The organism is Streptomyces sp. NPDC020996, from assembly GCF_040641355.1.
In the GTDB taxonomy this organism is placed as follows: Bacteria; Actinomycetota; Actinomycetes; order Streptomycetales; family Streptomycetaceae; genus Streptomyces.
Genome location: NZ_JBFADM010000029.1, coordinates 1 through 21,611, shown reverse-complemented (window position 1 = coordinate 21,611; position 21,611 = coordinate 1). Strand labels below are relative to the sequence as shown.

Annotated in this window: 19 protein-coding genes; 14 read left to right on the top strand and 5 right to left on the bottom strand. The window is 73.8% G+C overall.

Going from position 1 to position 21,611, the window contains the following annotated elements; all coding sequences use genetic code 11:
* Positions 1 to 377 precede the first annotated feature (377 nt).
* Positions 378 to 1,337, top strand: coding sequence for an aminoglycoside phosphotransferase family protein (locus AB0G63_RS20540; protein ID WP_360752055.1), 960 nt, complete (start codon positions 378 to 380; stop codon positions 1,335 to 1,337).
* On the opposite strand, the gene AB0G63_RS20535 is transcribed toward AB0G63_RS20540, so the two are convergent.
* Positions 1,306 to 1,992, bottom strand: coding sequence for a gamma-glutamyl-gamma-aminobutyrate hydrolase family protein (locus AB0G63_RS20535; protein WP_360752052.1), 687 nt, complete (start codon positions 1,990 to 1,992; stop codon positions 1,306 to 1,308). The two genes, AB0G63_RS20540 and AB0G63_RS20535, sit on opposite strands and share 32 nt — an antisense overlap.
* Positions 1,993 to 2,149: 157 nt before the next feature.
* On the bottom strand, positions 2,150 to 2,884 hold the full coding sequence (locus tag AB0G63_RS20530; protein ID WP_360752050.1) for an FCD domain-containing protein: 735 nt from the start codon (positions 2,882 to 2,884) through the stop codon (positions 2,150 to 2,152).
* A gap of 109 nt (positions 2,885 to 2,993) precedes the next feature.
* Between AB0G63_RS20530 and AB0G63_RS20525 the strand changes: the two genes are divergently transcribed.
* From AB0G63_RS20525 to AB0G63_RS20515, 3 genes are read left to right on the top strand one after another with little or no spacing between them, the layout of a single operon-like run.
* Positions 2,994 to 4,358, top strand: coding sequence for a glutamine synthetase family protein (locus tag AB0G63_RS20525; RefSeq protein ID WP_360752047.1), 1,365 nt, complete (start codon positions 2,994 to 2,996; stop codon positions 4,356 to 4,358).
* Between the two features lie 8 nt (positions 4,359 to 4,366).
* On the top strand, positions 4,367 to 5,731 hold the full coding sequence (locus tag AB0G63_RS20520; RefSeq protein ID WP_360752045.1) for an aldehyde dehydrogenase family protein: 1,365 nt from the start codon (positions 4,367 to 4,369) through the stop codon (positions 5,729 to 5,731).
* Positions 5,732 to 5,738: 7 nt separating this feature from the next.
* Positions 5,739 to 6,530: a 3-oxoacyl-ACP reductase gene (locus AB0G63_RS20515; RefSeq protein ID WP_360752043.1), complete on the top strand. Its 792-nt coding sequence runs from the start codon at positions 5,739 to 5,741 to the stop codon at positions 6,528 to 6,530.
* Between the two features lie 73 nt (positions 6,531 to 6,603).
* Here the strand turns inward: AB0G63_RS20515 and AB0G63_RS20510 are convergent, their stop codons facing one another.
* Positions 6,604 to 7,806: an amino acid deaminase/aldolase gene (locus AB0G63_RS20510; RefSeq protein WP_360752040.1), complete on the bottom strand. Its 1,203-nt coding sequence runs from the start codon at positions 7,804 to 7,806 to the stop codon at positions 6,604 to 6,606.
* Positions 7,807 to 9,259: 1,453 nt separating this feature from the next.
* On the opposite strand from AB0G63_RS20510, the gene AB0G63_RS20505 reads away from it, so the two are divergent.
* A complete protein-coding gene (locus tag AB0G63_RS20505) occupies positions 9,260 to 10,099 on the top strand; it encodes a hypothetical protein (RefSeq protein WP_360752037.1) in 840 nt (279 codons plus the stop codon).
* On the top strand, positions 10,096 to 11,268 hold the full coding sequence (mycP, locus tag AB0G63_RS20500) for a type VII secretion-associated serine protease mycosin (protein ID WP_360752034.1): 1,173 nt from the start codon (positions 10,096 to 10,098) through the stop codon (positions 11,266 to 11,268). The genes AB0G63_RS20505 and mycP overlap by 4 nt, the downstream gene beginning before the upstream one ends.
* A 27-nt stretch (positions 11,269 to 11,295) precedes the next feature.
* Here the strand turns inward: mycP and AB0G63_RS20495 are convergent, their stop codons facing one another.
* A complete protein-coding gene (locus tag AB0G63_RS20495) occupies positions 11,296 to 12,276 on the bottom strand; it encodes a serine hydrolase (protein ID WP_360752031.1) in 981 nt (326 codons plus the stop codon).
* A gap of 150 nt (positions 12,277 to 12,426) precedes the next feature.
* Here AB0G63_RS20495 and AB0G63_RS20490 point away from each other — a divergent pair, with 150 nt between their 5' ends.
* Complete coding sequence (locus AB0G63_RS20490; RefSeq protein ID WP_360752029.1) at positions 12,427 to 13,155, top strand: SseB family protein; 729 nt, start codon at positions 12,427 to 12,429, stop codon at positions 13,153 to 13,155.
* Positions 13,156 to 13,302: 147 nt separating this feature from the next.
* Here AB0G63_RS20490 and AB0G63_RS20485 read toward each other — a convergent pair whose 3' ends face one another.
* Positions 13,303 to 13,677, bottom strand: coding sequence for a DUF1844 domain-containing protein (locus AB0G63_RS20485; RefSeq protein ID WP_360752027.1), 375 nt, complete (start codon positions 13,675 to 13,677; stop codon positions 13,303 to 13,305).
* A 380-nt stretch (positions 13,678 to 14,057) separates the two neighbouring features.
* Between AB0G63_RS20485 and infC the strand changes: the two genes are divergently transcribed.
* From infC to pheT, 7 genes are all read left to right on the top strand, one after another.
* Complete coding sequence (infC, locus tag AB0G63_RS20480; RefSeq protein ID WP_360752220.1) at positions 14,058 to 14,711, top strand: translation initiation factor IF-3; 654 nt, start codon at positions 14,058 to 14,060, stop codon at positions 14,709 to 14,711.
* A 112-nt stretch (positions 14,712 to 14,823) separates the two neighbouring features.
* Positions 14,824 to 15,018 carry a 50S ribosomal protein L35 gene (gene rpmI / locus AB0G63_RS20475; protein ID WP_004933563.1) on the top strand — a complete coding sequence of 65 codons (195 nt, stop codon included), beginning with the start codon at positions 14,824 to 14,826 and terminating at the stop codon, positions 15,016 to 15,018.
* A gap of 95 nt (positions 15,019 to 15,113) precedes the next feature.
* Positions 15,114 to 15,497 (top strand): 50S ribosomal protein L20, encoded by a 384-nt coding sequence (gene rplT, locus AB0G63_RS20470; protein WP_055492778.1) that lies wholly within the window; start codon positions 15,114 to 15,116, stop codon positions 15,495 to 15,497.
* 89 nt (positions 15,498 to 15,586) lie between these two features.
* On the top strand, positions 15,587 to 16,435 hold the full coding sequence (locus AB0G63_RS20465; RefSeq protein ID WP_360752024.1) for an RNA methyltransferase: 849 nt from the start codon (positions 15,587 to 15,589) through the stop codon (positions 16,433 to 16,435).
* A 43-nt stretch (positions 16,436 to 16,478) separates the two neighbouring features.
* On the top strand, positions 16,479 to 17,615 hold the full coding sequence (locus AB0G63_RS20460; protein ID WP_360752021.1) for an ATP-binding protein: 1,137 nt from the start codon (positions 16,479 to 16,481) through the stop codon (positions 17,613 to 17,615).
* 129 nt (positions 17,616 to 17,744) lie between these two features.
* Complete coding sequence (pheS, locus tag AB0G63_RS20455; RefSeq protein ID WP_360752018.1) at positions 17,745 to 18,866, top strand: phenylalanine--tRNA ligase subunit alpha; 1,122 nt, start codon at positions 17,745 to 17,747, stop codon at positions 18,864 to 18,866.
* Complete coding sequence (pheT, locus tag AB0G63_RS20450; protein WP_360752016.1) at positions 18,866 to 21,379, top strand: phenylalanine--tRNA ligase subunit beta; 2,514 nt, start codon at positions 18,866 to 18,868, stop codon at positions 21,377 to 21,379. The genes pheS and pheT overlap by 1 nt, the downstream gene beginning before the upstream one ends.
* Positions 21,380 to 21,611: the final 232 nt, after the last annotated feature.

The window sequence follows — 21,611 nt, the reverse complement described above, 5'->3', positions numbered from 1 at the left end:
GCCTGCGGCCTGCGGCCTGCGGCCTGCGGCCTGCGGCCTGCGGCCTTGCGGCCTGCGGCTTTCCGGCCTGCGGCCTTGCGGCCTGCGGCCTGCGGCCTGCGGCCTGCGGCCTGCGGCCTGCGGCCTTGCGGCTTTCCGGCCGCTGGGCTGGTGTGGCCGGGGCCGGCCGTCGGTGGGCAGGGGTGGGTGGGAGCACGGTCCGTCGGGTACGACCCGGGCCGCGGGATCGGCGGTCGGCGTGGGTGGCTGGGTGCCGGGGTTCGGCGGGTGCGCCTCCGCCTCCCGGTGAACGCCGGTGGCCCTGCACGGGGTTCGGCGGGCGCGGGTCGGGGAAAATGCTTGGCGCGTGCGGATCGCCGGACCGCACCATGAACCGCATGACAATCACCGCACCGGCCGCCACCGGCGTTCGTACGCCCTGGGGGCACCTCCCCGCCGGGGTGCGGGATGCCGTCGCGGGTGTGCTCGGGGGACCCGTGGTCCGGGCCGTCACCCAGTCCGGCGGATTCTCTCCCGGCGTGGCCGCCCGGGTCCGCACCGCCGGGGGCCGGCGGGCGTTCGTCAAGGCGGTCAGCGCGCGGAGCAACCCGCACAGTCCCGCCCTGCACCGCACCGAGGCCCGCAACGCGGCCGCGCTCCCGCCCGCCGTGCCCGCGCCCCGTCTCCTCGGCACGTACGACGACGGCACCTGGGTCGCCCTCGTCTTCGAGGAGATCCCCGGCCGCCAGCCGCACGTCCCCTGGCGGCAGCCCGAGTTACGGCGGGTCCTCGACGCGGTGGCGGAACTCGGCCGTGCCCTCACCCCGTCCCCCCTCGAAGCACCGGCCGCGGCCCGCCACCTCGCCGACGACTTCGCCGGCTGGCAGCGCCTGTGCGCCTCCGACACGCGCCCGGCGCTCGACGCCTGGACCCTGGACCACCTGCCCGGCCTCGCCGCACTGGCCGCCGACTGGACCGAGGCCGCCGTGGGCGACACCCTCGCCCACGCGGACCTGCGGGCCGACAACATCCTGCTGACCGCCGACGACCGCGTCGTCTTCGTAGACTGGCCGCACGCCGTGCGCGCGGCCCCCTGGTTCGACCTGCTGATCATGCTGCCCTGCGTCCGGGCCCAGGGTGGCCCGGACCCGGAGGACGTCTTCACCGCGCATCCGCTCGGCCGGGACGCGGAGCCGGACGCGGTCACCGCGACCCTGGCCGCACTCGCCGGGTACTTCGTCGACAGCTCCCTGCGCCCCGCCCCGCCCGGCCTGCCCACCCTGCGCCCCTTCCAGCGGGCCCAGGGCGAGGCGGCGCTCGGCTGGCTCAGGAAGCGGCTTCGACCAAGGCCCGCATGACGCGCGGGTCCTCGCCCATCTCGGGGTGCCACTGCACGCCCAGCACCCAGCCGTCCGCGGTCGGCAGTTCCAGCGCCTCCACCGTGCCGTCCGCCGCGTACGCCGACGGGACCACGCCCGCGCCGAGACGGTCCACGCACTGGTGGTGGTACGACGGCACGGACGTCTCCTCCGGCACGGCGGCGGCGTACAGCGTGCCGGGCACCGGCTTGACCGGGTGGGTGCCGAAGACGCCGACGACCTCCGCGTGGCCGTCGAGATGCTGGACGAGGGTGCCGCCCAGGGCGACGTTCAGCAGCTGCATGCCGCGGCAGATGCCGAGCAGCGGCAGGCGCGCGGCCAACGCGGCCTCGATCAGGGCGAGTTCCCAGGCGTCCCGGGCCCGGGCCGGCGGACCCGTCCGGGGGTCGGGCTCGGCGCCGTAGCGGGCCGGTTCGACGTCCGGGCCGCCCGCGATCACCAGGCCGTCGAGACGGGCGACGGCCGCCGCGGCGTGTTCCGGCGCGTCGGGCGGCAGCATCACGGCCAGCCCGCCCGCCCGCTGCACCAGCCGCGGATAGCCGACCGGCAGCAGCGCGGCCTCCAGCTCCCACACGCCCCACCGCGCCCCGGTCTCCAGATACGTGCTGACGCCGATCAACGGTCTGCCCGCCATCCACCCGCCCCTTCCGGTAAAGGATCCGGCAAAGGATCCAGTTCATACCTTTGCCGAGGGAGGCCGCTCCGGGCAAGAGCCGGCCAGCCTCGCGCGCCACTCCCGCTGCCCGCCCCCGCCGCCCCGCGCGGTGTCGCGCGGTCTCGCGGGGCGCGCCTCACGCGAGGAAGCCCCGCAGCAGCGCGGCCGTCCCCGCGCAGTGCACCCGCATGATCTCCCGGGCCCCGTCCGCGTCCCCGTCGAGCACCGCCTCGACCAGCGCGGCGTGCTGCCGCTGGGAGTGCTCCAGGTTGCGCACCAGCAGCGGGATGCAGTCGAGCAGGTCGTTCACCGTCGCCCGTACGGCGGCGTACTGCGCGGTCAGCGTCGGCGAGCCGCACAGTTCGGCCAGCGTGAGGTGCAGCAGCGTGTCCAGGCGGCGATAGTCGCCGAGCGGCGCGTCGTGCGTGCGGGCCAGCGCCTCGCGCAGCCGCGCCGCCCGCTCGCCGGTCAGGCCGTACGTCGCGCACAGGCCGGCCGCGCCCACCTCCAGCACCTCCCGGAAGCGCAGCACATCCTCGATGTCGACCTCGGCGATCCGCCGCCGCAGTTCGTCCTCGCCGCCCGCGTCCGTGCGGGGCAGCACGAACGTGCCGCCGTAGCGGCCGCGCCGCGACTCCACCAGCCCCTGGTCCTGGAGCACCTTCAGGACCTCGCGCAGCGTCACCCTGCTGATCCCGAGCCGCTCCGCCAGCTCCCGCTCGGCGGGCAGCCGCTCGCCGCCCGGCACCAGGCCCAGCCGGACGACCTGCAGGATCTGCTCCAGCGCCTCCTCGAAGCCGTTCCCGGCCCGCACCGGCCGCAGCACCGGCGTCAGCCGGTCCGTGAGGTCCGCCTCCGGATCCGGTGACATGCCGCCGCACCCCCTTCCCAAGCAATGGTTCTCGGCAATACCTTATGGCTCCCGGCCCGACCGCAGAACGCGAAGAAGCAGAACGCGAAGAAGCCGAAGGAGCTCTCCCGTGCCAGACCGCACGCCCCCGCTCAGCGTCGAGGAGCTGCACGCCCTCGTCGCGGGCGGAGAGATCGACACTGTCGTCCTGGCCTTCCCCGACATGCAAGGGCGCCTCCAGGGCAAGCGGTTCGCCGCCCGGTTCTTCCTCGACGAGGTCCTCCACCACGGCACCGAGGGCTGCAACTACCTCCTCGCCGTCGACACCGAGATGAACACCGTCGACGGCTACGCCATGTCCTCCTGGGACCGCGGCTACGGCGACTTCGCCATGCACCCCGACCTGTCCACCCTGCGCCGCGTGCCGTGGAACGCCGGCACCGCCATGGTCGTCGCCGACCTCGCCTGGCACGACGGCTCCCCGGTCGTCGCCGCGCCCCGCCAGATCCTGCGCCGCCAGCTCGACCGCCTCGCCGAGCACGGTCTGACCGCGATGGTCGGCACGGAGCTGGAGTTCATCGTCTTCAAGGACACCTACGAACAGGCGTGGGACGCCGGTTACCGGGGACTGACCCCGGCCAACCAGTACAACATCGACTACTCGATCCTCGGCACCGGCCGCGTCGAGCCGCTGCTGCGCCGCATCCGCAACGAGATGGCCGGCGCGGGCCTGACGGTCGAATCCGCCAAGGGCGAGTGCAACCCCGGCCAGCACGAGATCGCCTTCCGCTACGACGAGGCCCTGGTCACCTGCGACCAGCACGCCGTCTACAAGACCGGCGCCAAGGAGATCGCCGCCCAGGAGGGCATGTCCCTCACCTTCATGGCCAAGTACAACGAGCGCGAGGGCAATTCCTGCCACATCCACCTCTCGCTCGCCGACGCGGACGGCCGCAACGTCATGCCGGGCGACGGGCCGGACGGCATGTCCGAGGTCATGCGCCACTTCCTCGCCGGGCAGTTGGCCGCACTGCGCGACTTCTCGCTGCTCTACGCCCCCCACATCAACTCCTACAAGCGCTTCCAGCCGGGCTCCTTCGCCCCGACCGCCGTCGCCTGGGGCCACGACAACCGCACCTGCGCCCTGCGCGTCGTGGGCCACGGCCGCTCCCTGCGTTTCGAGAACCGGCTGCCCGGCGGCGACGTCAACCCGTACCTGGCGGTCGCCGGACTGGTGGCGGCCGGCCTGCACGGCGTCGAGCAGCGGCTGGAGCTGCCCGAGCCCTGCCCCGGCAACGCCTACACCGGCGAGTTCGCGCACGTCCCGACCACCCTGCGCGAGGCCGCCGAGCTGTGGGCCCACAGCCCCGTCGCCGAGGCCGCCTTCGGCCCCGAGGTCGTCGCGCACTACGCCAACATGGCCCGCGTCGAACTGGACGCCTTCGACGCCGCGGTCACCGACTGGGAGCTGCGCCGCTCCTTCGAACGCCTGTGAGGCCCCCCGTGTCCCACCCGTACGAACTGGACGTGCTCAACCCGGCGACGGAGGAGGTGATCGCCACCGTCCCGGGTGCCGTGGAACAGGACGTGGACGCCGCCGTGCGGCGCGCGGAGCGGGCCCAGCGCGCCTGGGCGGCCGTCGCGCCCGCCGACCGGGCCCGGCTGCTGCGCCGCTTCGCCGCCGTCGTCGACGGACACCGCGAGGAACTGGCCCGGCTGGAGGTGCGCGAGGCCGGCCACACCATCGGCAACGCCCGCTGGGAGGCGGGCAACGTCCGCGACCTCCTCGACTACGCGGCCGGCGGCGTGGAACGCCTCACCGGCCGGCAGATCCCGGTGCCCGGCGGCCTGGACGTGACGATCCTCGAACCGCTCGGCGTCGTCGGCGTGATCGCCCCCTGGAACTTCCCCATGCCGATCGCCGCCTGGGGGACGGCCCCCGCCCTCGCGGCCGGCAACGCCGTCGTCCTCAAACCCGCCGAGACCACCCCGCTCACCGCCCTCCGGCTCGCCGAACTCGCCCTGGAGGCAGGGCTGCCGGAACACCTCTTCCAGGTGCTGCCCGGGCGCGGCGACATCGCGGGCGAGGCCCTGGTACGCCACCCCGGCGTCGCCAAGATCGTCTTCACCGGTTCCACGCGGGTCGGCAAGCACGTGATGGCGCTGTGCGCCGACCAGGTCAAGCAGGTCACCCTCGAACTCGGCGGCAAGAGCCCCAACATCGTCTTCGCCGACGCCGACCTGCGCGCCGCCGTCGACCCCTTCTCCTTCCTCGACAACTCGGGCCAGGACTGCTGCGCACGCACCCGCATCCTGGTGCAGGAGTCCGTGTACGACGAGGTGACGGAACTGCTCGCCGAGGCGCTGGCCGCCGTCGTGGTGGGCGACCCGGCCGACGAGAAGACCCAGATGGGTCCCCTGATCTCCCGTCAGCAGCTGGAGCGGGTCAGGCGGTTCGTGCCCGGGGACGCGGCCGCGCTGCGCGGCGCCGCGCCGGACGGGCCCGGCTTCTGGTTCCCGCCGACCGTCCTCACCGGACAGGCGCCGGACTCCGCCGCGGCCCGCGAGGAGATCTTCGGACCGGTCGCCGTCCTGCTGCCCTTCACCGACGAGGAGGACGCGATCCGCCTCGCCAACGACACCCCCTACGGCCTCTCCGGCTCGATCTGGACCCGGGACGTCGGCCGCGCCCTGCGCGTCTCCGGCGCGGTCCGGGCCGGCAACCTGTCCGTCAACTCCCACTCCAGCGTCCGCTACTGGACCCCCTTCGGCGGCTACAAGCAGTCCGGCGTCGGCCGCGAACTGGGCCCGGACGCGCTGACCGCCTTCACCGAAACCAAGAACGTCTTCATCAGCACGGAGGCCTGAGCCGCTCATGACCGACAACACCGAGGGAACCATCTGCCGTCGCCTGACCGGCCGCACCGCCGTCGTCACCGGCGCCGGCAGCGGCATCGGCCTCGCCACCGCGCGCCGGCTCGCCTCCGAGGGCGCCCACGTCGTCTGCGGGGACGTCGACGAGGTCCGCGGCAAGGCGGCCGCCGACGAGGTCGGCGGGCTGTTCGTGAAGGTCGACGTCACCGACCCGGAGCAGGTCGAGGCGCTGTTCAAGGCCGCCTACGACACCTACGGGAGCGTCGACGTCGCCTTCAACAACGCCGGCATCTCGCCGCCCGACGACGACTCCATCCTGGAGACCGGCCTGGAGGCATGGAAGCGTGTCCAGGAGGTCAACCTCACCTCCGTCTACCTGTGCTGCAAGGCCGCCATCCCCTACATGCGCCGCCAGGGCAGGGGCTCCATCATCAACACCGCGTCCTTCGTGGCGCGGATGGGTGCGGCCACCAGCCAGATCTCCTACACCGCCTCCAAGGGCGGCGTGCTCGCCATGTCCCGTGAACTGGGCGTGCAGTTCGCCCGGGAGGGCATCCGCGTCAACGCCCTGTGCCCGGGCCCGGTCAACACCCCGCTGCTGCAGGAGCTGTTCGCCAAGGACCCCGAGCGGGCCGCGCGCCGCCTCGTCCACATCCCGGTCGGCCGCTTCGCCGAGGCCGAGGAGATCGCCGCCGCCGTCGCCTTCCTCGCCAGCGACGACTCCTCCTTCGTCAACGCCACCGACTTCCTGGTGGACGGCGGCATCTCGGGCGCGTACGTCACGCCCCTGTAGACACGGACCGGCCGGCCCGGCGTGCGGGCCGGCCGGAGGCCGTGTTCATGTACGGGGACCACAGGAACGGGGACTACAGGAACGTGTGGCCTTCCCCGCGGTACGTCGGCACGGTCGCCGTCACCGTGTCGCCCTCGACGAGGTGCAGCGCGTCGAACCGCTCGCACAGCTCACCGGCCTTGGCGTGCCGGAACCACACCTTGTCGCCGATCAGCAGGTCGTCGGCCGGGGACCCCAGCAGCGGCGTCTGCACCTCGCCGGGCCCCTCCTGGGGGTCGTAGCGCAGCCCCTCGGGCAGGTACGGCACCGGAAGCCGGTCGCGCCCCGGCGCGCCGGAGGCCGGGTACCCGCCGCCGAGCACCGTCACCACACCCACGCCCGGGCGCCGCACCACCGGCTGGGCGAACAGCGCGGCCGGACGCCCGCTGAACGACGTGTAGTTGTCGAACAGGCGCGGCACGTACAGCCCCGACCCGGCCGCGATCTCGGTGACCGCGTCCTCGGCCGCCGTGTGCTGCACGCTGCCGGTGCCGCCGCCGTTGACGAACTCCAGGTCCGGCACCACGGCCCGCACCGCGCGCACCACCTCCGCACGCCGCTCGGCGAGTTCCCTGCGCGCGGCCGCCTGCATCAGCCGGACGGCGCCGGAGCGCAGCGGCCGCCCGGCCACCGCGTCACCGACACCGGCGATGTGCCCCTCGTAGGCCATGATCCCCACGACCCGGAACCCGGGCCGCCGGGCCACCGCGCGGGCCAGGTCGGCCACCTGGGCGGGGGAGTGCAGCGGCGAGCGGAGCGCCCCGATGCGCACCCGGCCCCCGAGCAGCTTGAAGGCGGTGTCCAGTTCCAGGCACACGCGCACGACCTCACGGCCGCCGTCGCGCGCCTCGTCGATCAGCCTGAGCTGCGCCGGGTCGTCGATCATCACGGTCACGGCGGCGGCGAGCTTCGGGTCGGAGGCCAGCTCGGCGAAGCCGGCGCGGTCGGCGGACGGGTAGGCGAGCAGGACGTCGTCGAAGCCGGAGCGCGCGAGCCACAGGGACTCGGCGAGGGTGAAGGACATGATGCCCGCGAAGCCGTCCTTGGCGAGGACCCGCTCCAGCAGAGCCCGGCAGCGTACGGACTTGCTGGCGACGCGGACCGGTTTGCCGCCCGCCCGGCGCAGCAGGTCGTCGGCGTTGGCGTCGAAGGCATCCAGGTCCACGATCGCGAGAGGGGCCTCGAGGTGGGCGGTGGCCCGGTCGTAACGGGCCCGGTCGGCGGCGCGCGCAGTCATGAACGAAGCCTGCCAGACAGGATTACCGCAGGGTAGGGGGACGTTTGGGGCAGATGCCCCGGGGGTCGCGAAGTGGTTCCCGTTCCGACAGGGGCAAGCCGTAGAGTGACGCGCACGCACGGCGGAACGCGCCGGCCACGGGCCGCGGGCCGCGGGCCGCGCCGGTCGCCGGGATGCCGGTCCGGCGGTGCGGGTATGCGTGTTCGGGACGGACCGGCCCGCGCGTTGAGCGCAAGCACGACGGCGCGCGTACGAGAAGACGGCCAGGGTTCGCGGAAACGGGGGGTGCATGAGTACGGAAGCGCGGCACACTCCCGTCCCCCCGCGGCCCGCCTCTCCGCCCCGCCCGGCCCAGCCGCCCGCGACGGGCCGGCCCCGGCCCGGGGAACCGGACGATCCCGTCGCGGACAGGGCGCGGACGCGGCCGGACACGACGGGGGAGGCCACGGGAGCGGCCCGCGGTGTCTGGTCGCCGTGGCGCGGCACCCAGGAGTTCGAGGCGCGCGACGGCTACGACGGCTACGACGACTTCGACGCCTTCGGCCGGCGCCCGCAGAGCGGCGGTTCCCGTGCCGCCGCCGGGACCGCGACCGGGAGGGCCGACGCGGACGTGGACACGGACGCGGACGCCGAGGTTCCCCCCGCGCGGCGCGGCGGGCCCGGCGCCGGCCCGGCTGCCTCCGCCTCCGCGTCCATGAGCACCCCACCCCGCTTCCCCGGCCTGCGTGCCCGGCCCGCCGGGGAGAACGCCGCGAAGAGCCCGCCCCCGCCGCCGGCCTCCGCCCGCTTCCCGGACACCGCCCCCTCGGCCGGCCGCGAGGCCCCGTCCCGCGCCGAGGACACCGTCGTACCGCCGAGCCCGCCCCGCAGCCCTGCCTCGTCGCCTCGTGTCGAGGGCACCGCTGTGCCGCCGCGTCCGAGTCGCGGTCCTGCTCCGTCGCCCCGCGTCGAGGACGCGGTCGTGCCGCCGCGTCCGAGTCGCGGTCCCGCTCCGTCGCCCCGTGCCGAGGACGCCGTCGTGCCGCCGCGTCCGCCCCGCAGTCCCGCTCCGTCGCCCCGTGCCGAGGACGCCCTCGTACCGCCGCGCCCGGCCAGCCGCCCTGCCTCTTCGCCTCGTGTCGAGGGCACCGCTGTGCCGCCGCGTCCGGGTCGCGGTCCTGCTCCGTCGCCCCGCGTCGAGGACGCGGTCGTGCCGCCGCGTCCGCCCCGCAGTCCCGCCTCGCCGTCCCGTGCCGATGGCACCGTCATACCGCCGCGCCCGGCCAGCCGCCCCGCTCCGCCGTCCCGTGCCGAGGACGCGGTCGTACCGCCGCCGCCCCGTCGGCCGGCCTCGTCGTCCCGTGTCACGGACACGCGGGCCGGGGAGGCACGGGAGGCTCCCGCGGTGGGCCTGGCCGGGTGGGGGGACGACGTCCGGCCGACTCCCGATCCGGCCCTGTCCTGGAGCGCGCCCGTGGCCGGCGCCGGGGGCACCGTCGTGTCGTTCGCGGTGCCCGAAGGCTACGACGCGCAGGGGCGGCCCCGGCCCCTGGCCGGCCACGTCCGCTCGCGGACCGTCGCCGTCGCCGCCTGCGTCGTACTCGGACTCGGGCTCATCGGCGGTGCCCTGACCGGCAGTTGGCTGGTCGGTGCCCCGGGGGACGGCGGCGCGCGGGACACCTTCGCCGCGGCCGGCGGCCTGTGGCACAGCATTTCCGTCGACCGGCTCTTCCCGCCCGTGGTGGCGGGCCGCGGCGCCGGCCCCGGCGGCGCCGACCGCAACTGGACGCGGATCGCGGTCGCCCCGGACAGCGGGTGCGCGCAGGCCTTCGACCCGCTGCTGAGGAAGGCGCTCGCGCCCGTGGGCTGCCGGCGTCTGCTGCGGGCCACCTACACCGACGCCACACAGAGCCACGTCACCACCGTCGGCCTGCTGTTCACCAAGGCCGACGCCGCCGGCATGGCCTCCCTCGCCACCCGCTTCCAGAACGAGGGCCTGGACCGCCGCACCGACCTGATGCCCCGCCCGTACGCCGCGCCGGGCACCGCCGCCGCCCGCTTCGGCGTCCGGCAGCGCGCCTCGTGGACCGTGTCCGTCCTCACCGACGCGCCCGTCGTCGTCTACGCCGTCTCCGGCTGGGCGGACGGCCGCACCGTCGACAGCCCGCTGCCCGCCGGGGAGGCCATGCAGTCCGGCAACACCGCGGCCGTCGCCCAGTCGGGCCTCGGCCACGAGGCGCGGGGCCTCGCCGACCGGATCGAGCGGGCCCTGCGCAAGGACGTCAGGGGCTCGGCCACGGAGACGCCGTCATGAGGCGCCGCGGCCGTGCCGGGGCCCTGAGCGTCCTGCTCGCCGCAGCCGTCGCGCTGGTCCCGCCCACCGCGGCGCACGCCGACGGCATCCGCGCCCAGCAGTGGGCCCTGGACGCCATGCACACCCAGGAGGCCTGGCGCACCACCAAGGGCAAGGGCGTCACCGTCGCCGTCCTGGACACCGGTGTCGAGGCCGACCACCCCGACCTCGCCGGCAACGTCCTGCCCGCCAAGGACATGATCGGCTTCGGCGCCCGCCAGGGCGACCGGGCGTGGGCCCGGCACGGCACCGCGATGGCCGGGATCATCGCCGGGCACGGGCACGGCCCCGGCGACGCCGACGGCGTCATGGGCATCGCGCCCGAGGCCAGGATCCTGCCGGTCCGCGTGATCCTCGAGGACGGCGACTCGGCCCGCGGCAAGGCCCGCAGCACCCGCGGCAACGCCCTCGCCGAAGGCATCCGCTGGGCCGCCGACCACGGCGCCGACGTCATCAACCTCTCCCTCGGCGACGACTCCGCCTCCGCCCATCCCGAACCCGCCGAGGACGAGGCCGTCCAGTACGCCCTGAAGAAGGGCGTGGCCGTCGTCGCCTCGGCCGGCAACGGCGGCGAGAAGGGCGACCACGTCTCCTACCCGGCCGCCTACCCGGGCGTCATCGCCGCGACCGCCGTCGACCGCTACGGCACCCGCGCCTCCTTCTCCACCCGCCGCTGGTACGCCACCGTCAGCGCGCCCGGCGTCGACATCGTCATCGCCGACCCCGACCACCGGTACTACGAGGGCTGGGGGACGAGCGCGGCGTCGGCGTTCGTCTCGGGCGCGGTGGCCCTCGTCAAGGCCGCGCACCCGGGACTGGCGCCCGCGCAGATCAAGCAGCTCCTGGAGGACACCGCCCGCGACGCCCCGGCCGGCCGCCACGACGACTCCCGCGGCTTCGGCTTCGTCGACCCGGCCGCGGCCATCGAGGCGGCCGGACGCCTGAAGCCGGAGGGCCTGCGGGCGGCGTCGTACGGCGAGAAGTACTTCGGTCCCGGGCCCGACGCCGCCAAGTCCGACGGCGGCACCAGCGACTGGGCGGCCCCGCTCGCGGGCGGTCTCGGCGGCGTCCTGCTGGTCGTCGCGGTCGTGTTGTGGCGCGGCCGACGCGAGGACCACGCCGACCGCTGACCCGCGCCGGACGCCCGGCCCGGGGCGCTAACCCGAGGCGGACACGGCCGATACGTCGTCGTCGGTGAACACCGACACGGCGGCCCGTGCCGCCGCCTCGACCAGCGAAATACCCTTCGCCTTCGTCGAGTTGCCGTCCGACAGCGCGGCCACCAGGTAGGCGTGGCCGTCCACCGTCACCCTGCCGATGCTGTTGATGTCCCACCGGCCGGTGGTGCTGCGGGGCAGCCAGCCGTTCTTCAGCGCCCACCGCCCCTCGTCGGCCGCCGCCGACACACCCCAGTGCTGGTCGGCGGCGATCCGCCCCATCAGCTCGCGCAGGTACGCCCGTGAAGCCTCGCTCAGCTCCGAGTCGTCCCCGAAGACCTGCTCCAGCAGCGTCAGCTGGTCGGCGGCGGTGGTCCGGGTCAGCCCCCACAGCGCGCCGTCGCCGCCCTCGGTGCCGGTCAGCCCGAACCGCTCGTTCGCGGCGTCGAGCCCGCCGGCCTCGCCGATGGCCTGCCACAGGGCGGACGCCGAGGCGTTGTCGCTGTTCTCGATCATGGCGGAGGCGTACGACCGCTCCGTCGCCGTCAGCTGCCGCCCCGCGTCCTGCGCCTGGAGCAGCAGCGTCGCGAGGATGTCGACCTTCACGATGCTGGCGGTGTCGAAGGTGCCGTCGCCGTAGGAGGCGCTCTCGCCCGACTCCAGGTCCAGCACCGCCACCGACACCCGGGCGCCGTCCTCGCTGCCGACCGACTTCATCGCGGCCGAGAGCAGGGCGTCGTGATCCACCGCGGGCTGCGCCACCGTCTCCACCGACTCCTTCCCGCCTGCCGTGGCCGAACCGGAGGCCGACGGCGACGCCGACGACGATACGACGCCGGAGCCGGAGTGCGCCTGAGCTCTGACGTACACGGTCCCGGCCGCCGTACCGCCCACGATGGTGATCGCGGCGAGGGCGGTGTACAGAAAGGGGCGCGCCCAGGACGGACGAGCACGGCGACGGCGGGCTCTGGAGGACTCCATGCCCGCGATGCTGGGCGCGGCGGCTGTGCGGGCCGTTAGCCGGACGTTAGAGGTGTGTCAGCGAAACCTGAGAAACCCGTGAAAGCCGCGAACGGCCGGTTTCGGGGGCCGCACGAGCCCGGCACCATCCCCCCGATAGGGTCGGTGACCGTGGCGAACAAGAACATTCCCGACTCCCTCTTCTCCGACGACGACGGCTCCGCCGACCCCCGGCTGAGCGCGGCGCTCGCCGCCTGGGCCGGGGACCGCACCGCCGTGGGACCCGTCCTCCAGGCGCTCAAGGGCGCCCGGCTGCTCGTCCCCGTGGTCGCCGTGCTCGGCGAGGTGGAGGAGGACGAGAGGGGCCTGCGCCGCGAGAAGACGAGCGAGATGGCCGTGCCGACGCTGAAGGCGGGCTCCCGCACCGCCCTGCCCGCGTTCACCTCCACCGACGCGCTGGCCCGCTGGGACCCGGCGGCGCGCCCCGTCGCCGTGCCGCTGCACCAGGCGCTGCAGGCCGCGGCGCACGAGAAGGCGGACACGATCGTGCTGGACATGTCCGGTCCGGTGCCGTTCGAGCTGACCGGGCAGGCGCTGCTCGCGCTCGCCGAGGGACGCACGACCGACGATCCGCTCACCGACCCCGCCGTGCGCGAGGCGGTGCGCGCCGCGGTCGCCGCCGAACCCGGCGTCGTCCGCGCCCATCTCGGCCCCGGGCAGGCCGACGGCACCCTCGCCCTGGTGCTGGACCCGGCCGCCGCGCCCGCCGGGACCGCCCGCGCCGTCGCCGAGCGCCTGGCCGCCGACGAGACGCTGCGGGCCCGCCTGGTGCGCGGCCTCGACCTGGCACTGCTGCCGGCCGGGACCACACCGCCGGGCGAGCCGCTGTACGTACGCTGACCGGCGGACGCCGACCGGAGGTCCAGCCGTGACCGAAGATCCAGCTGCGGACCGGGAGATCCAGCCGTGGACGGGAGATGCAGCCGTGACCGGAGATCCAGCCGCGGACCGGGAGATCCAGCCGCGGACGGGAGATGGACGGGAGATCTAGCCGTAGACCGGGCCGGTGTACTTCTCGCCAGGCCCCTGGCCCGGCTCGTCCTTGACCAGGGACGCCTCGCGGAAGGCCAGCTGCAGCGACTTCAGACCGTCGCGCAGGGGCGCCGCGTGGAAGGAGCTGATCTCGGTGGCGCTGGCATCCAGCAGGCCGGCCAGCGCGGTCACCAGCTTGCGGGCCTCGTCCAGGTCCTTGTACTTGTCCCCCTCCTCGGTGAGGCCGAGCTTCACCGCGGCGGCGCTCATCAGGTTGACGGCGACCGTCACGATCACCTCGACGGCGGGGACCTCGGCGATGTCGCGCGTCATGGCGTCGAAGTCGGGATTCTCGGGAATCTCGGGATTCTCAGGAGGGGTCTCACTCATGGGCCACACCCTAGGCGGTCCGGCGGCCCGTCCTTGAATTAGCCCTTGTCAAGTGATCCTGCTAGTCTGGAGGGCGACCGGCCGGACATGTGTGTGCGGCCCACAAGTGGAGGCTCCGATCTCCCACCTGACCACCCCACGGGGCGGCGGGTCACCCCGGTCAGGCGGCCACCATCGTTCCGTACGGACGATGGAGTCGCCCGAAAGTGCGCCCCGCGATCACCGCGGCGGTGTTCCGGTAGTGCTCGGAGCCCCGTCTGTGATCGTCCGGGGCATTTTTTCTGCTTCGGCGCGGTTAGGTCTGACGAAATACAACCGAAATACAGACGTGTGCGCGGCTGTCCGCCAGACCGCCGCGTTGGTGCTACCGAGGAGGATCCATCAGCGCCGAGCCCCGCATCAACGACCGGATTCGCGTTCCCGAGGTGCGACTTGTCGGTCCCAGTGGCGAGCAGGTCGGCATCGTGCCGCTCGCGAAGGCACTGGAGCTTGCCCAGGAGTACGACCTCGACCTGGTCGAGGTCGCGGCGAACGCCCGTCCGCCCGTGTGCAAGCTCATGGACTACGGGAAGTTCAAGTACGAGTCGGCCATGAAGGCCCGTGAGGCGCGCAAGAACCAGGCGCACACGGTCATCAAGGAGATGAAGCTCCGGCCGAAGATCGACCCGCACGACTATGACACCAAGAAGGGTCACGTCGTCCGGTTCCTCAAGCAGGGCGACAAGGTCAAGATCACGATCATGTTCCGTGGTCGCGAGCAGTCCCGGCCCGAACTGGGCTACCGGCTGCTGCAGCGGCTCGCGGAGGACGTCCAGGACCTCGGTTTCGTGGAGTCGAACCCGAAGCAGGACGGCCGGAACATGATCATGGTTCTCGGTCCGCACAAGAAGAAGACCGAGGCGATGGCCGAGGCCCGCCAGGCGCAGGAAGCCCGCAAGGCAGAAGCGAAGGCCAACCCCGGCAAGTCGCAGAACGCCGCGGACGCCAACGCCGTGGGCGCCGAGGCACCTGCCGAGGCTTCCGCCGAGGCGTGATCCCGGGGGACGACAGTCCCCGAGGATGTAACCGATACAAGAGCGACGCTCCACCGTGCCCGGTTTTCGCGACCGGGCATCGGAGCGCCACCGACGAGGAGAGAACGGCGCTATGCCGAAGAACAAGTCGCACAGCGGTGCCAGCAAGCGCTTCAAGGTCACCGGCTCCGGCAAGGTGCTCCGTGAGCGCGCCGGCAAGCGCCACCTGCTCGAGCACAAGTCGTCCCGCGTGACGCGTCGCCTCACCGGCAACGCCGAGATGGCCCCGGGCGACGCCGCGAAGATCAAGAAGCTTCTCGGCAAGTGACGCCGGGCGCGCATCCGCGCCCGACCTCTGACCGGGACCCCATCGATTCCGGGCCGTGTGACGACAACCACGGCCCCGCTACAAGGAGTTAACAAGTGGCACGCGTCAAGCGGGCAGTCAACGCCCACAAGAAGCGCCGGGCGATCCTCGAGCAGGCCTCCGGCTACCGCGGTCAGCGTTCGCGCCTGTACCGCAAGGCCAAGGAGCAGGTCACCCACTCGCTGGTCTACAACTACAACGACCGCAAGAAGCGCAAGGGCGACTTCCGTCAGCTGTGGATCCAGCGCATCAACGCCGCTGCCCGCGCCAACGGCATCACCTACAACCGCTTCATCCAGGGCCTGAAGGCCGCCAACGTCGAGGTCGACCGCAAGATCCTCGCCGAGCTGGCCGTCAACGACGCCGGCGCGTTCGCCGCGCTCGTCGAGGTCGCGCAGAAGGCCCTGCCCGCGGACGTGAACGCGCCCAAGGCGGCCTGACGCCGGATCGGCGCCGTTGTACCGGACGGACCCGCAGGCCCTCGGGGCCTGCGGGTCCGCTGGTCTTCCCGACTGCAGAGGTGAACCGCATGCCCCCCGTCACGCCCGAGCTGATCTCCCCGCGCTCCGCCCGCGTCCTGGCCGCCCGGCGGCTGGCCAGGCGGAACTTCCGGGGCAAGGAGCGGCTGTTCCTCGCGGAGGGGCCCCAGGCCGTGCGGGAGGCCGCCGCGCACGGCGACAGCCTCGCCGAGCTGTTCGCCACCGTCGAGGCCGCGGAGCGGTACGCCGACATCGTGGGGGAGGCGCGGGACGCGGGAGCCCGGATACACCTCGCCGACGAGCAGGTGATCGCCGACATCTCCACCACCGTCACCCCGCAGGGCCTCGTCGGCGTCTGCCGGTTCGTCGACACCCCCTTCGAGGACGTCCTCGCCGCCCGCCCCCGCCTCGTCGCCGTGCTCGCGCACGTACGCGACCCCGGCAACGCCGGCACCGTCCTGCGCTGCGCCGACGCCGCCGGCGCCGACGCCGTCGTCCTGACCGACGCCTCCGTCGACCTCTACAACCCCAAGGCCGTCCGCGCCTCCGTCGGCTCCCTCTTCCACCTCCCCGTCGCCGTCGGCGTACCCGTCGAGCGCGCGGTCGACGGGCTCAGGAGCGCCGGCGTGCGCGTCCTCGCCGCCGACGGCGCCGGCGCCCACGACCTGGACGAGGAACTCGACAAGGGCGCCATGGGAGGACCGACCGCCTGGGTGTTCGGCAACGAGGCATGGGGGCTGCCGGAGGAGACCCGCGCCCTCGCGGACGCCGTGCTGCGCGTGCCGATCCACGGGAAGGCCGAGAGCCTGAACCTGGCCACCGCCGCCGCCGTATGTCTCTACGCGTCGGCCCGTGCACAGCGCGCCTCCGGAGGGTGCCGCTCCGTCACCGAGAGCTAGTAGGGTGACCAACTCGGGTGCCTGAGAGGTGGGGTACGGGGATATGAGCGTCGGCACGAGCAGGACGCGGAAAGCACACGACGTGCGCCGCCCGCCCGCGCCCCGGCACGGCGACCTCGCCGAGCTCGGCATCGACCCCGACGACCTGCCCGACGGCCTGGTCGTCGCCGACGAGCAGGGCCGCGTGATCTGCTTCAACGCCGCCGCCGAACGCATCACCGCCCGCTCCGCCCGCGACGCCCTCGGACAGCGGCTGGAGAAGGCCCTGCCGTTAGAAGACCTCGAGGGCCGCCGCTGGTGGCAGCTGACCGACCCCTACGGCGGCCTCGCCATCCGGGTACGGCAGCCCGAGCGCAACCTGCTGCTCCCCGGCGGCCGCGAGGTCCTCGTCTCCGCGCGCTACATCCGCGCCGAACCCACCGGCCCCGTCCGCCGCGTCGTCGTCTCCCTGCGCGACACAGAGGCCCGCCGCCGCACCGAGCGCAGCCACGCCGAACTGATAGCGACCGTCGCCCACGAGCTGCGCTCGCCCCTCACCTCCGTCAAGGGCTTCACCGCCACCCTGCTGGCCAAGTGGGCCCGCTTCACCGACGACCAGAAGCGGCTGATGCTGGAGACCGTCGACGCCGACGCCGACCGGGTCACCCGGCTCATAGCCGAACTGCTGGACATCTCCCGGATCGACTCCGGACGGCTGGAGGTGCGCCGCCAGCCCGTCGACATCGGCGCCGCCGTCGGCCGCCACATCCAGGCCTACGTCGCCGCCGGACAGCCCGCCGACCGGTTCCTGCTGCGCATCGAGCAGCCGCTGCCCGCGCTGTGGGCCGACCCGGACAAGATCGACCAGGTGCTGTCCAACCTGCTGGAAAATGCCGTGCGCCACGGCGAGGGAACCGTCAGCATCGACATCACGCCCACGGCGTCCCCGCGTGAAGGGGAGGACGCCGGCACGTCGGTCACGGTGAGCGACGAGGGCACCGGCATCCCGGAGGAGTCCATGGACCGCGTCTTCACCCGCTTCTGGCGGGGCAGCAAGCGCGGTGGCACCGGCCTCGGGCTCTACATCGTCAAGGGCATCGTCGAGGCCCACGGCGGCACCATCACGGTCGGCCGCGCCCACGGCGGCGGCGCCGAGTTCCGATTTACGTTGCCCGTGGCGGCGCCGGCGTATCTCGCCTAGCGGCCCACGGGCGCCTTCGCACACGTTCACCCCGTTAGACTCGGCCTTTGGCACCTTGGTGTCCCATGGACGGCCCTCAAGAGTCGGTGACGGGGACCTTCAGCCAGCCAATCGGAAGCACGGGAAGAGATGTCGGCACCCAATAAGTCGTACGACCCTGTCGAGGTCGAGGCGTTGAAACCGGAACAGATCGAGCGCATGCGGGACGAGGCGCTCGCCGCCTTCGCCGCCGCGGACTCCCTCGACGCCCTCCAGGAGGCCAAGGTCGCGCACACCGGCGGCACCTCCCCGCTGGCCCTCGCCAACCGCGAGATCGGCGCCCTGCCCCCGCACGCCAAGGCCGACGCCGGCAAGCGCGTGGGCCAGGCCCGCGGCGCCGTGAACAAGGCCCTCGCCGCCCGCCAGGCGGAGCTGGAGGCCGAGCGCGACGCGCGCGTGCTGGTCGAGGAGTCGGTGGACGTCACGCTGCCGTTCGACCGCGTGCCGGCCGGCGCCCGCCACCCGCTCACCACGCTCTCGGAGCGCATCGAGGACATCTTCGTGGCCATGGGCTACGCCGTGGCCGAGGGCCCCCAGGTCGAGGCCGAGTGGTTCAACTTCGACGCCCTCAACATCGGCCCCGACCACCCGGCCCGCGGCGAGGCCGACACCTTCTTCGTGGAGGGCCCGCAGGGCGGCACCGAGTCCGGCGTCGTGCTGCGCACCCACACCTCGCCCGTGCAGATCCGCTCGCTACTCGACCGCGAGCTGCCGGTCTACGTGATCTGCCCCGGCCGCGTGTACCGCACCGACGAGCTGGACGCCACCCACACCCCGGTCTTCCACCAGGTGGAGCTGCTCGCCGTCGACGAGGGCCTGACCATGGCCGACCTCAAGGGCACCCTGGACCACATGGTCCAGTCGCTGTTCGGCGAGGGCGTGAAGACGCGGCTGCGGCCGAACTTCTTCCCCTTCACCGAGCCGTCCGCCGAGATGGACATGGAGTGCTACGTCTGCCGCGGCGAGTCCGTCGGCAACCCCGACCGGCCCTGCCGCACCTGCTCCTCCGAAGGCTGGATCGAGCTCGGCGGCTGCGGCATGGTCAACCCGCGGGTGCTCGTCGCCTGCGGCGTCGACCCGGAGAAGTACAGCGGCTTCGCCTTCGGGTTCGGCATCGAGCGGATGCTGATGTTCCGCCACAACGTCGATGACATGCGAGACATGGTCGAGGGTGATGTCCGGTTCACCCGGCCGTTCGGGATGGAGATCTGATGCGGGTCCCGCTTTCCTGGCTGCGGGAGTACGTCGACCTGCCGGCGACCGAAACCGGCCGTGACGTCCAGGCCAAGCTCATTTCGGCCGGTCTGGAGGTCGAGACCGTCGAACACCTCGGCGCCGACCTCAAGGGCCCCCTCGTCGTCGGCCAGGTGCTGACCATCGAGGAGCTGGAGGGCTTCAAGAAGCCGATCCGCTTCTGCACCGTCGACGTCGGCACCGCCAACGGCACCGGCGAGCCGCAGGAGATCGTCTGCGGCGCCCGCAACTTCGCCGTCGGCGACAAGGTCGTCGTGGTCCTGCCGGGCGCGGTCCTCCCCGGCGGCTTCGCCATCGCCGCGCGCAAGACGTACGGCAGGACCTCCCACGGCATGATCTGCTCCAGCGACGAGCTGGGCATGGGCGACGACGGCAGCAAGGGCATCATCGTGCTGCCGCCGGAGACCGAGGTCGGCAAGGACGCCATCGAGCTGCTCGAACTCGTCGACGAGGTCCTGGACATCGCCGTCACCGCCAACCGCGGCGACTGCCTGTCCATCCGCGGCGTCGCCCGCGAGACCGCCATCGCCTACGGCCTGCCGCTGCGCGACCCGGCGCTGCTCGACGTGCCCGCCCCGAACGCGTTCGGCTACCCGGTGACGGTCTCCGACCCGGCCGGCTGCGACCGTTTCACCGCGCGCACCGTCACCGGCCTGAGCCCGGAGGCCCGCTCCCCGATCTGGCTCCAGCGCCGCCTGCAGAAGGTCGGCATGCGGCCGATCTCGCTCGCCGTCGACGTCACCAACTACGTGATGATGGAGCTGGGCCAGCCGCTGCACGCCTACGACCGCGGACTGGTCCAGGGCACGATCGGCGTGCGCCGCGCCGAGGAGGGCGAGAAGATCGTCACCCTCGACGGCGTCGAGCGCTCCCTGCACGCCGAGGACCTGGTCATCACCGACGAGCGCGGCCCGATCGGGCTCGCCGGCGTCATGGGCGGCGCCAACACCGAGATCGCCGACCACGACGACATCGAGAACGCGACGAGTGACGTCGTGATCGAGGCCGCGCACTTCGACGCCGTCTCCATCGCGCGCACCGCCCGCCGCCACAAGCTGTCCTCCGAGGCGTCCCGCCGCTTCGAGCGCGGCGTGGACCCGCAGGCCGCGGCCGCCGCCGCGCAGCGCACCGTCGACCTGCTGGTCCTCCTCGCGGGCGGCACCGCCGAGGCCGGCGTCACCGAGGTCGTCGCACCGTCCGGGCCGCACACCATCACCGTCCCGGCCGACCACCCGGACAAGGTCGCGGGCGTCGCCTACGGCCGCGAGACCGTCGTACGGCGGCTGCAGGAGGTCGGCTGCGACGTCTACGGGCAGGACGAGCTGACCGTCACCGTGCCGTCCTGGCGGCCCGACCTGCTCGAGGCGAACGACCTCGCCGAAGAGGTCATCCGCCTGGAGGGCTACGAGAACCTGCCCTCCACCCTGCCCAAGCCGCCGTCGGGCCGGGGACTGACCCACCGGCAGCGGCTGCACCGCCGCGTCGGCCGCGCGCTGGCCGCGGCCGGCTACGTCGAGGCGCCCACCTACCCCTTCATCGGCGAGCAGGTCTTCGACCAGCTGCTGCTGGAGGCCGACGACCCGCACCGCCGCGTGGTGAAGCTGACCAACCCGCTCAACGACGAGGAGCCCGCGCTGCGCACGTCGCTGCTGCCGGGCCTGCTCGGCGCGCTGCGGCGCAACGACGGCCGGGGCTCGCACGACCTGGCGCTGTTCGAGACGGGCCTGGTCTTCCACCCGCGCGAGCAGCAGCGCGCCGCCGTGGCCCTGCCCGTCGACCGGCGTCCCACCGACGAGGAGATCGCGGAGCTGAACGCCGCGCTGCCCGAGCAGCCGCGCCACGTCGCCGTCGTCCTCGCCGGCGCCCGCGAGCAGGCCGGCTGGTGGGGCGCGGGCCGTCCCGCCGGATGGGCCGACGCCGTCGAGGCGGCGCGCGCCGTCGCCCGCGAGACCGGCGCCGACCTGATCGTCCGCAAGGGCCAGTACGGGCCGTGGCACCCGGGCCGCTGCGCCGAGCTGGCGGTCGTCGTCGACGGCGCCGAGCGGGTCGTGGGCCACGCGGGCGAGCTGCACCCCCGCGTACTGAAGGCCCTGGGCCTGCCATCGCGGGTCTCCGCGATGGAGCTGAACCTGGACGTGCTGGAGCGGGCCGGCGACGACACGCCCCAGGCGCCGAGCATCTCCACCTTCCCGGTCGCCACGCAGGACGTCGCCCTGGTCGTCGACGCGTACGTCCCCGCGGCGGACGTCGAGGGCGCGCTGCGTGAGGGCGCGGGTGAACTGCTGGAACACATCCGGCTGTTCGACGTCTACCAGAACGACGACCAGCTCGGCGAGGGCAAGAAGTCCCTCGCGTACGCGCTGCGGTTCCGTGCCGCGGACCGGACGCTGACGGTCGACGAGGCCTCGGCCGCCCGGGACGCGGCCGTCGCCCTGGCGGGCGAGCGCACGGGAGCGGTACTGCGCGGCTGACCGCCGCCGACGGGGCCACACGTCCGCCGACCGGGTACGGGCGACCGGGTACGGGCGGTGGACGCGTGGCCCCGCGGTGAGTCCGGGCGACCCGGTTCGCCCGGGCCGGCTGCCGACGGAAGCGGACCGGCCTTTCGAGGCCGGTCCGTCCGCGTTCGAGGGGCCCGCATGGGAGTCGCCCACCCGGGGGGCGGGGGACAGCGCGACCCGCCACGACCGTCCCGCAGCCCAC